The organism is Streptococcus sp. 1559, from assembly GCF_013276735.1.
Classification (GTDB): domain Bacteria; phylum Bacillota; class Bacilli; order Lactobacillales; family Streptococcaceae; genus Streptococcus; species Streptococcus pseudopneumoniae.
This window is the reverse complement of the sequence record NZ_VMLO01000083.1, coordinates 1-11,913: the sequence shown is the minus strand read 5'-3', so window position 1 is coordinate 11,913 and position 11,913 is coordinate 1. Positions and strand designations below refer to the sequence as shown.

Sequence of the window (11,913 nt, the reverse complement as noted above, 5' to 3'; positions counted from 1 at the left end):
TAAAGTCGGGATTATAACAAAAAAAGAGTTCCATTTGAACTCTTTTTTACATCTTATAAAGCAGGGAGAAGATTTTATAAAAATAGTAAACAAATGTGCTCTACTCGATGCTTGCTCCATTGCTATCAATGACATCCTTGTACCAATAGAAGGACTTCTTCTTGCTACGTTTGAGAGTCCCATTTCCTACATTATCTCGATCTACATAGATAAAGCCATAGCGCTTATTCATTTCCCCTGTGCCAGCTGAAACCGGATCGATACATCTCCAAGTCGTATAACCAAGCAAGTCAACCCCGTCTTGGTAAATGGCATCTCGCATGGCCTTGATGTGGGCCTCTAAGTAAGTAATCCGATAGTCATCTGCTACATAACCATTCTCATCCGGTTTATCCATAGCACCGAGTCCATTTTCTACGATAATACTAAACTAAAATCAAAAAGCATTATATAATAGTAATATGAAATCAACTAAAGAAGAAATCCAAGCTATCAAAACACTTTTAAGAGACTCTCGTACAGCTAAATATCATAAACGCCTTCAAATCGTTCTATTTCGTCTGATGGGTAAATCTTATAAAGAGATTATAGAGCTTTTAGACTGTAATCAAACAACGATTTGGCCAACTGTAAAAAAATATGAGGAGTTCGGACTCGATTCTCTCCTTCAAGAAACACGTGGTGGTCGTAACCATGCATATATAGAGAAAGCCTTTCTTGCCCGTCATTTGAAGGCTGCAGAGGCAGGAGAATTTGTTACAATTGATGCCTTATTTCAGGCTTATACAAAGGAGTTAGGTCCTTCCTACACACGTGATGCCTTTTATCAACTCTTGAAGTGCCATGGTTGGCGAAATATTAGGCCACGTCCAGAACATCCCAAGAAAGCAGACTCTCAAACCATTGTCGCGTCTAAAAATAAAATCTCAATTCAAGAAGACAAGAAAGCGCTTTAAAACCAGTAGGCATTTTCGTAAGGTTCGCTTGATGTACCAAGATGAGGCTGGTTTCGGTAGAATCAGTAAACTGGGATCTTGTTGGGCTCCAATGGGGAGTAGGTCCACATGTCCATAGTCACTATATACGAGAATTTTGCTATTGTTATGGAGCTGTTGATGCCCATATTGGAAGATATCATGAATCAACTTCAAGATGTTATACAAGGACTGGAGAAGGAGGTGATAAAGTCCATCGTTAATCGGAGATGGACTAGAATGCTTTTTGAAAGCATATGAGTATTATATGCAATTTCTTTATAATAAAAAGACCGGATTGCTCCGATCTTTTAAAGTTCCGCTCTATGAAAATCAAAGAATAAAGTCTACAAGTTTCATATTTGATTTTCGGCGAGAGGAATTATTTAATTGCGCGTGATTGTAACCCTTCTTCTTCCAAGAAGAGACGGAATGGTACGAGTTCTTCTGCTTCGTATTTTTCCTTGAAGGCTTTGATAGCTTCTTCTGAGTGAAGTTTTGGATCCAATTCAAGTACTTCTACTGGAAGTGGACGGTGTGGAGTGATGCGAGCATCGATTACAATAGTTTTACCTTCTTTGTTGAGTTTAACAGCTTCTGCAACAACTGCATCGATGTCTTCGATACGGTCAACTGTAAATCCTACAGCACCTTGCGCTTCAGCGATTTTCGCATAGTCAGCATTAGAGAAGTCACAACCAAACAAGTGTTTGTTTGTGTCTTCGTATTTGTCCTTGATGAAGGCATATTTACCATTTGAGAAGACAACGTTGATAACTGGAAGGTCGTATTGAACGTTTGTGATAACGTCTGGGTAGCACATGTTGAATGCACCGTCACCCATGATGTTCCATACTTGGCGATCTGGATTGTCTTTCTTAGCAGCGATACCACCAGGAAGGGCAATACCCATTGTCGCAAAGAGTGGAGATGTACGCCACATGTTCTTAGGTGTCATGTGAAGGTGACGAGTAGATGTTTGAGTAGTGTCACCTACGTCGATTGAGTAGATAGCGTCTTGATCAGCATGTTTGTTGATTGCATTGTAAACTTGATACAATTGCAATTCACCCTCAGTTTTACCTTCGAGTTTGTTCATGTAATCACGCCAGTTTTGGTTGTTCTTCACGTTTGCACGCCACCATGGAGTAGATTCAACTGGATTCACTTTGTCAAGGATTGCTTTGGCTGCTTGACCTGCATCACCAAGGATTGAAGCGTCAAGGGCGTGACGTTTACCAAGTTTGTAAGGGTCAATATCAACTTGAATGAATTTTTCAGTGTTCTTGAATGCTTCGTAAACTTCAGCAAATGGGAAGTTTGAACCAAGGAAAAGAACTGTGTCTGCTTCAAAGACCACTTCGTTGGCTGGCTTCCAACCAACACGGTAAGCAGAACCTGTCAAACCTTCATAGTTCCATTCGAAAGCTTCAAAGTTTTTACCAGTTGTGATAATTGGTGCTTTGATTTTACGTGACAATTCAGTGATCACTTCACCAGCTTTAACACCACCGTAACCAGCATAGATAACTGGACGTTCAGCATTGTTCAAGATTTCAACAGCTTTGTCGATTTCAACTTCGTTCAAAGCAGGAGCGATAAATGAACGCTCGTATGAACCTGATCCATAGTATGAGTTTTCGTCGATTTCTTGGAAACCAAAGTTTACTGGGATTTCCACAACAGCTGGACCTTTTTTAGAGACTGCAGCACGGCAAGCTTCGTCGATTACTTTTGGTAATTGCTCAGCGTAAGCTACGCGTTTGTTGTATACAGCGATACCGTTGTACATTGGGTTTTGGTTCAATTCTTGGAAAGCATCCATGTTCAATTCATTAACTGGACGTGATCCAAGGATCGCTAGGAATGGAGTGTTATCCATAGCTGCATCGTAAACACCGTTAATCAAGTGAGTCGCACCTGGACCACCTGAACCAACTGCAACCCCGATTGAGCCACCGAATTTAGCTTGCATAACCGCTGCAAGAGAACCTGTCTCTTCATGGCGAACTTGCAAGAAGCGGATATCTTTGTCTTCAGCCAAAGCGTCCATCAATGAGCTGAGTGTTCCTGATGGGATACCGTAGATTGTATCTACGCCCCATGTTTTCAATACGTTAAGCATTGCTGCAGATGCAGTAATTTTTCCTTGAGTCATAGTGATAACTCTCCTTCAATTTTTTAGACTTGGAGAATACGATTACATAGAATTGGAAACGTTCTCCAAATTTTTACTATTCCACTATATCATATTTATGTTGACTTTTCTAAAAATCTGCTCAAAACTCTCTACTTTCTATTCTAATACAGTTTTGAAAGTGCTGCCATTCCTGTTTTATAACAAAGAAATCTAGTCATTACTTTTAGTCTATTTTACTAAAGTTTAGTAAGAGTGAACTAGTCAGAACAGATACAGAACTAAAGGCCATGGCTAGACCTGCCAATTCTGGAGTGAGCGCCAGTCCAACACCAGAAAAGACTCCTGCTGCAATCGGAATTCCGACGACATTGTAGATAAAGGCCCAGAAAAGATTGAGCAGAATTCGATTAAAGGTTTTCTTACTCATGTCAAAGGCACGCACCACGCCTAGGAGGTTATTGGTTGTCAACACTAAATCTGCTGACTCGATGGCAATATCTGTTCCAGCCCCCATAGCAATTCCCACATCTGCTACACTGAGGGCAGGGGCATCATTGATACCGTCCCCAACAAAGGCTACTTTACCAGCTGATTGTAGTTTATGAATTTCATGGGCTTTTTCTTCTGGCAAGACACCTGCAATGACCTCTTCGATTCCGATCTGATCGGCAATAGCACGCGCCACACCTGCATTATCTCCTGTCAGCATGACTGTTTTAAGGCCACGCTTTTTCAACTGACTGATGGCTAGCTTGGCATTTTCCTTGGGAATATCTTGTAGTGCAAGCAAGCCTTTGATTTCATTGTCAACAGCCAAGAACACAACTGTCTTAGCTTCTTTTTCTAGTTCTTCTAGTTTATCTTGATAAGTGCTAGAAATGTTCATGCCATCCAGCATTTTAGCATTTCCAAGCAAAACTTGTTTTCCATTGATTTGCCCTGAGACACCTTTTCCGTGCAAGGCTTGGAAATTTTCAACAGTGTGAAACTCAAGTCCAGCTTCACTCGCTCGTTTCACAACGGCTTCAGCCAGTGGGTGTTGAGAAGCTTCTTCCAAGGAAGCTGCCAATCCAAGCACTTCTACTTCGTCGCCGATGATATCTGTGACCACAGGTTTCCCTTCCGTCAAAGTCCCGGTCTTATCAAAGACGATAGTTTGAACTTTCTGGATTTCCTGTAGAACCGTTCCATTTTTGAGGAGAACTCCCATCTTGGCACTGCGACCTGTCCCCACCATAAGGGCTGTCGGTGTTGCAAGTCCCAATGCACAAGGGCAGGCAATAATCAGAACTGCTACTCCATAGAGAAGCGAAGACACAAAGCTCGACCCAAGCACAACTACACTATCCCTGAGCAAGACGAACCAAACCCAAAAGGTCACAATCCCTAAAATGACAACTGCTGGGACAAAAATCCCTGAAATTTTATCCGTCAAGTCCTGAATCGGCGCACGACTTGTCTGAGCTTTCTTCACAAAATCCACAATCTGAGCCAAAACAGTCTCTGAACCGACTTTTTCTGCTCTAAAAACAAGTGTTCCACTATTATTGATGGTTGAGCCAATGACAGTATCTCCAACTGTCTTGTCCACAGGCAGACTCTCACCTGTCACCATAGACTCATCAATACTAGAGACACCTTCTACTACGACACCATCAACCGCAATCTTTTCACCGGGACGCACTCGAATCAGGTCACCTACCTTGACTTGCTCCAAGGGAACTTGAACATAGTTATCCTCACGCAAGACTTCTGCAGTTTTAGCCTGCAAGTCAAGTAATTTCTCCACAGCTTGGGAAGTATTTTTCCGCATTTTCTCCTCAAAAACGGCTCCCATAAGAACGAAGAAGAAGATAAATGCAGCACTTTCAAAGTAAACGGGGAGGCCAGCGAAGAGGGCAACTAAGCTATAGAAATAGGCCACTAGGGTTCCCAGCGCAACCAAGGTATCCATGTTGGCATTGTGCTTTTTAAAACTAGCCCAAGCACTTTGGATATAAGGACCACCTGCTACTAGCATAATCGGTGTTGTGGCTAAAAAGGTTCCCCAACGCAGGACTTGGTGACTAATTCCTCCTGTCGACATCCCAATCATGAGAATCACAAGAGGCACAGTAAAGATACTAGTAATCCAAAAACGCTGTAAAAGTGATAGAGATTTTCGAGTCTTCTCAACTACGGTATAACTCCCCTTTTGCATCTTCATGCCACAAGAAAATTCATGTTGGCCTAATTCTTGAGGAGTAAAACGAATTGTCTTCTCTTCGTCTACGCCGATTGGTTCCAAGATGCCTTCTTCCTCAAAAAGAATTTCCTTATAACAGTTTGAAGGAGTCACACGATGAAAGGTAATCTCAGCTGGAATTCCCTTTTGAAGCTGAATATGGGCTGGATGATAGCCTTTGTCTGCCGTGATACGGATTTTTTGAACACCATTTTCAAGACTTGCTTTTACAATTTCTGTCATAGTCTCCACCTACTCTACAATCATCTTGCCGTGCATCATGTTCATACCACAAGCAAAGCCAAACTCTCCAGCCTGCTCAGGCGTGATTTCCACTACATACTCTTCCCCCATTGGCAGGTTCGCATGTACACCAAAATCTGGAAAAACAATTTGATCCAGACAGGGTGAAGGATCCTTGCGGTCAAAGACAATGCGGGCTGGCACTGATTTCTTGAGAATAATCAACTCAGGCGTATAGCCTCCCATGACTTCCACTCGAATCTCTTGGTAGCCCTTTTTTTGCTGGGCCTTTTGTCCAGATTTTTCAGGCTTTTTGAAAAACCAAAACAAGATAAACGCGATAAGGGCAATACAAATAATGGTTACAATACTATTTAACATGACGTCTCCTTTACATACAATTACATTTTACTTCTGTTACAGCGCTTGATTTCTTCTCAGAAATCACAGCTTCCAAGTCTTCCAAGTCAGCCTGAGTAAAATCACATTCAGTAATCAAATCAGCCAACAAGTTCTTAATCCTACGGGAACAAACCTTGTCCTTAATATCTTGGACAAGTAAATCCCGACTTTGGTCCAAAGTTAAAAGGGCTGAATAGACAAAGGACTTGCCTTCTTTTTTCCTCGTCAGACACTCTTTCTCAACCAAACGAGCCAAAAGAGTTTGAACTGTGGACTTGGACCAGTCAAACCGCTCCGCCAGAACCCTAATCAAATCTGAACTGGTCTGCTCCCCCTGCATCCAAATAATCTTCATGACCTGCCATTCTGCATCTGAAATCTGCATCATCACACCTCCAAAATCTACATTTGTCGATTACAATTGTCAGTATACTCTTAAAATCTACAATTGTCAATTATTAAAATGCTTATTACTTCTAAAAATAAATTTTTAACTATTTAGTAAACAATTTTCAGTCAAATATTACTATATAAACAATAAAAATATGCTATACTAAAGAAAAAAGAAAACAACCACTAGGGGTGCGTAAAGCTGAGATTAACGACTGTTAGATCCCTCTGACTCAATCTAGGTAATGCTAGCTGATGGAAGTGGAAATGATAATGGGGACTAGCAGTCTTCTATTGCCTTCCTGAAACAGATTAGCTTGTTCTTAAGAATACAAACTTCAGTTGGTTGGGAGGTTTTAGATGACTTATTTACCCGTTGCTTTGACCATTGCAGGTACTGACCCTAGTGGTGGTGCTGGCATTATGGCTGACTTAAAGTCGTTCCAAGCTAGAGATGTCTATGGAATGGCTGTTGTAACCAGTCTTGTCGCTCAAAATACCAGAGGTGTTCAATTGATCGAGCACGTTTCTCCTCAAATGTTGAAAGCCCAATTGGACAGTGTCTTTTCTGATATTCCACCTCAGGCTGTAAAAACTGGGATGTTGGCAACTACCGAAATCATGGAAATCATCCAGCCCTATCTTAAAAAGCTGGATTGTCCCTATGTTTTAGATCCAGTTATGGTAGCGACTAGCGGAGATGCCTTGATCGACTCAGTTGCTAGAGACTATCTCAAAACAAACCTGCTTCCCCTTGCAACCATTATCACGCCCAATCTTCCTGAGGCAGAAGAGATTGTTGGTTTTTCAATCCATGACCCCGAAGACATGCAGCGTGCTGGTCGCCTGATTTTAAAAGAATTTGGTCCTCAGTCTGTGGTCATCAAAGGTGGCCATCTCGAAGGTGGTGCTAAAGATTTCCTCTTTACCAAGGATGATCAATTTGTCTGGGAAAGCCCACGAATTCAAACCTGTCACACCCATGGTACTGGATGTACATTTGCTGCAGTGATTACGGCTGAACTAGCCAAGGGAAAGAGCCTTTACCAGGCAGTTGATAAGGCCAAGGCCTTTATCACGAAAGCCATCCAAGACGCCCCTCAACTCGGTCATGGTTCTGGCCCAGTCAACCATACAAGTTTTAAAGATTAAGAAAAAAACTCTCTAGTTCCCACTTTAAGGGAATTAGAGAGTTTTTATACTCTTCGAAAATCTCTTCAAACTACGTCAGCTTCTATCTGAAACCTCAAGGCAGGGCTTTGAGCAACCTGCGGCTAGCTTTCTAGTTTACTCTTTGATTTTCATTGAGTATTAGTTAGGAAATAATGTCATGCAACTTTGTTAAAAAGGCTTGCGTTTTTGCCTCAATATCTTCTGCCTGCATCAAATCACGCACTACAGCTACACCAGCTATACCCGTGTCCATAAGCTGATCAATATTCTCTGATGTCAAGCCGCCAATAGCAACTACTGGAATGGCGACCGTTTGGCAAATTGTTTTCAAGGTCGATATCAGAGTAATGGGCGCATTTTCCTTGGTGGTGGTTGGGAAAATGGCTCCTGTCCCCAAGTAATCTGCACCTGATTTCTCCGCTTCCAGAGCTCTTTTAACCGTTTTAGCGGTGACACCGAGGATTTTTTCAGAACCCAAGACTTTGCGAGCTACCGAAACCGGTAATTCATCATCTCCGATATGCAGACCTGCTGCATCAACCGCAAGACAAACATCCAACCGATCATCGATTATCAAGGGTACCTGATAAGCATCTGTTATTTCCTTGACTTGTTTTGCCAGTTGATAATATTGATGGGTTGTGAGATTTTTTTCTCGCAATTGGACTATGGTAACCCCTGAACGGCAGGCCGTCTCAACTTTTGCAAGAAAGCTTTCCACGGAATCTTGATAGCTATTGGTTACCAGATATAGTCTAAGTGCTTCTCTATTCATAAACCTCTCCTTTGATGGCATCTAGCCAATTTTCATCTCTTTTTAGAAGCGAAAGCTGATTGAGTACTTGGTAACGAAATTCTTGCAATCCCATTCCTGGAACAACTATTCTCTCAGCAGCGATATTAAGATAAGAGACTGCTAAGCAAGAAGCTTCAAAACCAGTCTTTCCTTGGCTGAGAAAAACGGCTGTCAAGGCTCCAACCAAATCTCCTGTTCCTGTTATCCAGTCTAATTCTGCACAGCCATTCTCCAATACAGCGACCTGATTCTTCGAAACGATAAGGTCCTTGGGGCCTGTGACTAAGAATGACATACCTGAATAGGTCTGACACCAGTCTTTCAAGACTTGAAGTAAATCCTCCGTTTCTTGATCTTTAGCACTCGCATCGACCCCAACGCCGTGGTGTTTTAAGCCAACAAGACTTCGGATTTCCGACATATTTCCTTTAAGGACCGTAGGTCTATGGTCTAAAAGGTCTTTAACTAAGCTCTTACGAATAGAGGAAGCCGTTACGCCAACCGCATCTACTACCATTGGAAGAGAAACTTGAGCTGCATACGAGGCTGCCATGCGGATTGCTTTTTCCTTCTCAGCTGACAAATGCCCCAAATTGATGAAGAGAGCCTGACTTTGCTTAGTAAAATCAAGAACCTCACGGGGATCATCTGCCATGACAGGTTTGCATCCCAGAGCCAAAATCCCATTTGCCAGCATCTCACAAGAAATCTCATTGGTCATACAGTGAATAAGAGAACTCGTTTCCAGAGGAAAAGGATTTATCAATTCCTGCATCATTCTATCCTTTCACCAAAGAAATATCCCTGCACTTTTTTAAAGAATTCCTGCTTGATTAAAAATCGAAAAGCAATAAAGGAAATCGCTGTACCAATCAAGGTTGCTCCGAAAAATCGAGGAGTGTAGATAAACCAGCTAAGCTTAGCAGCCGATCCTGTAAAGAGTACCATAACAGGATAGGAAACAATAGAACCAATAATACCTGTTCCCACAATCTCTCCTAGAGCGGAATAATGAAATTTTCGACCATACTTATAAAAGAGACCTGCCAGGAGGGCTCCAAAAGTTGCTCCTGTAAGAGCTAAAGGTGGAATCCCTTGAGTTGTCATACGGATAAAAGCTGTCACTGTAGCCATAGCCAAGGCATAAACAGGTCCCATCATGATTCCTGCTAGAATATTGACTACACTGGACATCGGTGCCATTCCCTCAATCCGAAAGATAGGTGTAAGGACTACATCAAGGGCAATCATCATAGATAAAATGGTTAATTTGTGAACTTGTAATTGGTGCTTTCTCATGTTTATTATTCTCCTTTTTCTAAAGACTGTAAATCGCTCTTCCATGTCTGGTGTTGGTAGGCCATTTCCCAAAACTTGGCTTCCATATGAACACTGATGTGGAAGGCATCTAGCATTTTTTTCTTGTCTGTCTCATCACTTTCGCGATAGAGCTGATTGACCAGTGCTCCCTCCTCTCTGATCTGTTGCTCTAATTCATCCGTAATATAAGTTTCAATCCATTGTTGATAGAGAGGATTTGGTGATGGTTTAAGATTAAGTGATTTGCCTATATCATGGTATAACCAAGGACAAGGAAGCAAGCTTGCAAAAGCGATGGCTAAGTTCGGTTCTGCAAATTGCCTATAAATATGAGAAATGTAATGATAACAGGTTGGAGCGATTAGATGTTGCTCCATTTCCTGGTCGCTGATTTCCAATTCCTTGAAAAATTGTTGGCGAATAAATAACTCACCCTCCACTAAACCCTGAGCATTTTGTTTCAAGAGTCTTTTCATCTCTTGGTTTGAAGTCTTATCAGCCAAAAGATGATAGATTTCTGAGAAGGCCTTCAGATAGTAGGCATCCTGAATCAGGTAATAGCGGAAAATGGCAGGTTCTAAATTCCCCTCTTGTAATTGTAAAATAAAGGGATGATGAAAGGAAGCCTGCCAAGCTTTCTTGGATAATTCCATCGCAATATCTGTAAATTCCATAATAACTCCTTTATAAAAATAGACTGGTTTGAAGCAATAAAAAGAAAAGCAGGTAGATTAATTTTGTTTTTTTAGGAATATAAAAAGTCCGATAGCTATTCTTCAACTGTGCATGTTCGTCATATCCATGAGCAGACAGAGCTCTCAGGTAAAGATGGCGCCACCTAAAGACTGTCATCAGAACCTTACTGTAAATCAAGGGCGACCAAAAATGCAGTTCTTGACCACGTAATAGGCAAGCTTCTTTGAGGGACTTGATTTCTTGCTGAATGAGAGGAAAGGAATTGAATACCACAATCAAGGCATAGAACCAAGAGCGTGATAGCCCCTTTTGAGCCAAGTACAAGAGAAGCTCTTTTAGTGAAATAGAGGAAACAAAGACAAGGCCGATACAAACTGTCACAAAGGCCCTCGTTCCAAGCATGACTGCCTGTGAAGCATCTCCGTGTAACTGAACTGCCCAGTAGTTGGCAAAAGATGGTAAAATGGCAAGTATGATCATCCAAGCTAACATTTTAAATCGACGGTAATAGAGCATAAAGAGAATACAAAATGCGACTACCGAAAGATTCAGAGCAATCGAAGGAATGAAAGATGTTTCCAAGGATAAAATCAGCAAGAAGAGACTGATAATCGGTGTCTGGGTTGCTACTTTGACCATACTATCTCACCTCCCCTTGAGCATTGCTACTCTGAGATGTAAGTGGTTTGGTAATGGTCACTTCTTTCACATGACTGAGCCCCTGACTAGTCATCTCAATCCAATAATCAACCACAGAAATCAAAGGGTCTAAACGATGACTAATGAGCAGAAAACTTCTTCCTTGATTCCTCTCCTCCACAATCCACTTGCAAAAATAATGGCAGGCTCTATCATCCAAACCTGCAAAAGGTTCATCTAGCAAGATCACGGAAGCCTTACTGGTCAAGATGGTCAGGAGCTGAAGAATTTTTTGCTGACCACCACTTAATTGATAGGGACTCTTATCGACTGCCTGCTCCAAATCAAAATATCGTAAAGCTTGGAAAATTCGTTGATTTCTTTCAGAATCAGGTCCATCTAATTGAAGTTCTTCTCGCAGACTGACTCGGATAAACTGCTTCTCAGCTTCCTGAACAACACCCGTCAGGTCACGGTACAAACTCTTTTTCTTTTTCAGAACCGTCCCCTTCCAGGTAATGCGCCCCTTATACTTTTGAAATTGAAGAATGGAGCGAAAGAGGGTTGATTTCCCGACACCATTATCACCCAAGATACAGGAAATTCCTTGGTAGAATGTGAAATCCGCAATCGAAAAGAGGGAGCGCTTATTCAGCTCACAAGTCGTTCTATCCATATGGAATAGTTCTGGGCTAGAAGCAACTTTCTTTGAAGAAACCTGTGTCATCTCAGAGGTAGGGATTTGAAACACTTCCCTTAGTTGGCCATCTCTTAGCTCCACCATATGGTCGATATAGGCTTCATAGTCCGTTAAATCATGGTCACACAAAATAACTGTCTTCCCATTAGAAGCCAACTCTTTTAGAATCTCCAATATCTCTATCCTGCTCTTGCGGTCAGTCATAACCACCCGTGA

The 11,913-nt window shown here is 41.8% G+C and carries 11 protein-coding genes, 2 pseudogenes and 1 riboswitch; of the genes and pseudogenes, 2 read left to right on the top strand and 11 right to left on the bottom strand.

The window, feature by feature from the left end; translation table 11 throughout:
• Positions 1-100 precede the first annotated feature (100 nt).
• A pseudogene (locus tag HT688_RS09540) lies at positions 101-421 on the bottom strand (family 1 glycosylhydrolase); the annotation flags it as partial.
• A 40-nt stretch (positions 422-461) separates the two neighbouring features.
• Between HT688_RS09540 and HT688_RS09535 the strand changes: the two are divergent.
• Positions 462-1,235: pseudogene (locus HT688_RS09535) on the top strand (IS630 family transposase).
• Between the two features lie 121 nt (positions 1,236-1,356).
• On the opposite strand, the gene spxB reads toward HT688_RS09535, so the two are convergent.
• The 4 genes from spxB to HT688_RS09515 all read right to left on the bottom strand — a co-directional run bounded on the left by spxB (position 1,357) and on the right by HT688_RS09515 (position 6,368).
• Entirely contained in the window at positions 1,357-3,132 is a 1,776-nt protein-coding gene (spxB, locus tag HT688_RS09530; RefSeq protein ID WP_023941447.1) for a pyruvate oxidase, read from the bottom strand.
• Between the two features lie 205 nt (positions 3,133-3,337).
• On the bottom strand, positions 3,338-5,581 hold the full coding sequence (locus HT688_RS09525; protein ID WP_138703461.1) for a heavy metal translocating P-type ATPase: 2,244 nt from the start codon (positions 5,579-5,581) through the stop codon (positions 3,338-3,340).
• A gap of 9 nt (positions 5,582-5,590) precedes the next feature.
• Positions 5,591-5,962 carry a cupredoxin domain-containing protein gene (locus HT688_RS09520; RefSeq protein ID WP_000935057.1) on the bottom strand — a complete coding sequence of 124 codons (372 nt, stop codon included), beginning with the start codon at positions 5,960-5,962 and terminating at the stop codon, positions 5,591-5,593.
• 10 nt (positions 5,963-5,972) lie between these two features.
• Positions 5,973-6,368, bottom strand: a complete 396-nt coding sequence (locus tag HT688_RS09515; RefSeq protein ID WP_138703462.1) for a CopY/TcrY family copper transport repressor — start codon at positions 6,366-6,368, stop codon at positions 5,973-5,975.
• Between the two features lie 183 nt (positions 6,369-6,551).
• Positions 6,552-6,650, top strand: a riboswitch (TPP riboswitch).
• Positions 6,651-6,733: 83 nt separating this feature from the next.
• On the opposite strand from HT688_RS09515, the gene thiD reads away from it, so the two are divergent.
• Positions 6,734-7,525, top strand: coding sequence for a bifunctional hydroxymethylpyrimidine kinase/phosphomethylpyrimidine kinase (thiD, locus tag HT688_RS09510; RefSeq protein WP_000221735.1), 792 nt, complete (start codon positions 6,734-6,736; stop codon positions 7,523-7,525).
• 163 nt (positions 7,526-7,688) lie between these two features.
• On the opposite strand, the gene thiE is transcribed toward thiD, so the two are convergent.
• The 6 genes from thiE to HT688_RS09480 all read right to left on the bottom strand — a co-directional run.
• Positions 7,689-8,321, bottom strand: a complete 633-nt coding sequence (gene thiE / locus HT688_RS09505) for a thiamine phosphate synthase (RefSeq protein ID WP_023935781.1) — start codon at positions 8,319-8,321, stop codon at positions 7,689-7,691.
• On the bottom strand, positions 8,314-9,117 hold the full coding sequence (gene thiM, locus HT688_RS09500) for a hydroxyethylthiazole kinase (protein ID WP_101514669.1): 804 nt from the start codon (positions 9,115-9,117) through the stop codon (positions 8,314-8,316). Before thiM ends, thiE begins: the two co-directional genes overlap by 8 nt.
• Positions 9,117-9,641 carry an energy coupling factor transporter S component ThiW gene (gene thiW / locus HT688_RS09495; RefSeq protein WP_001225551.1) on the bottom strand — a complete coding sequence of 175 codons (525 nt, stop codon included), beginning with the start codon at positions 9,639-9,641 and terminating at the stop codon, positions 9,117-9,119. The genes thiM and thiW overlap by 1 nt, the downstream gene beginning before the upstream one ends.
• 5 nt (positions 9,642-9,646) lie before the next feature.
• Positions 9,647-10,336: a thiaminase II gene (gene tenA, locus HT688_RS09490; RefSeq protein WP_172923733.1), complete on the bottom strand. Its 690-nt coding sequence runs from the start codon at positions 10,334-10,336 to the stop codon at positions 9,647-9,649.
• Between the two features lie 10 nt (positions 10,337-10,346).
• On the bottom strand, positions 10,347-10,997 hold the full coding sequence (locus tag HT688_RS09485) for an energy-coupling factor transporter transmembrane component T (RefSeq protein ID WP_050203514.1): 651 nt from the start codon (positions 10,995-10,997) through the stop codon (positions 10,347-10,349).
• 1 nt (position 10,998) lies between these two features.
• The coding region (locus tag HT688_RS09480; RefSeq protein WP_172923732.1) for an ATP-binding cassette domain-containing protein at positions 10,999-11,913 on the bottom strand (915 nt) is incomplete at its 5' end.

Bases quoted from the DNA above. Each gene is read 5' to 3' on its own strand.
- thiW (WP_001225551.1), bottom strand. From the start codon at position 9,641: ATGAGAAAGCACCAATTACAAGTTCACAAATTAACCATTTTATCTATG.
- HT688_RS09515 (WP_138703462.1), bottom strand. From the start codon at position 6,368: ATGCAGATTTCAGATGCAGAATGGCAGGTCATGAAGATTATTTGGATG.
- spxB (WP_023941447.1), bottom strand. From the start codon at position 3,132: ATGACTCAAGGAAAAATTACTGCATCTGCAGCAATGCTTAACGTATTG.
- thiM (WP_101514669.1), bottom strand. From the start codon at position 9,117: ATGCAGGAATTGATAAATCCTTTTCCTCTGGAAACGAGTTCTCTTATT.
- thiE (WP_023935781.1), bottom strand. From the start codon at position 8,321: ATGAATAGAGAAGCACTTAGACTATATCTGGTAACCAATAGCTATCAA.
- HT688_RS09520 (WP_000935057.1), bottom strand. From the start codon at position 5,962: ATGTTAAATAGTATTGTAACCATTATTTGTATTGCCCTTATCGCGTTT.
- tenA (WP_172923733.1), bottom strand. From the start codon at position 10,336: ATGGAATTTACAGATATTGCGATGGAATTATCCAAGAAAGCTTGGCAG.
- thiD (WP_000221735.1), top strand. From the start codon at position 6,734: ATGACTTATTTACCCGTTGCTTTGACCATTGCAGGTACTGACCCTAGT.
- HT688_RS09485 (WP_050203514.1), bottom strand. From the start codon at position 10,997: ATGGTCAAAGTAGCAACCCAGACACCGATTATCAGTCTCTTCTTGCTG.
- HT688_RS09525 (WP_138703461.1), bottom strand. From the start codon at position 5,581: ATGACAGAAATTGTAAAAGCAAGTCTTGAAAATGGTGTTCAAAAAATC.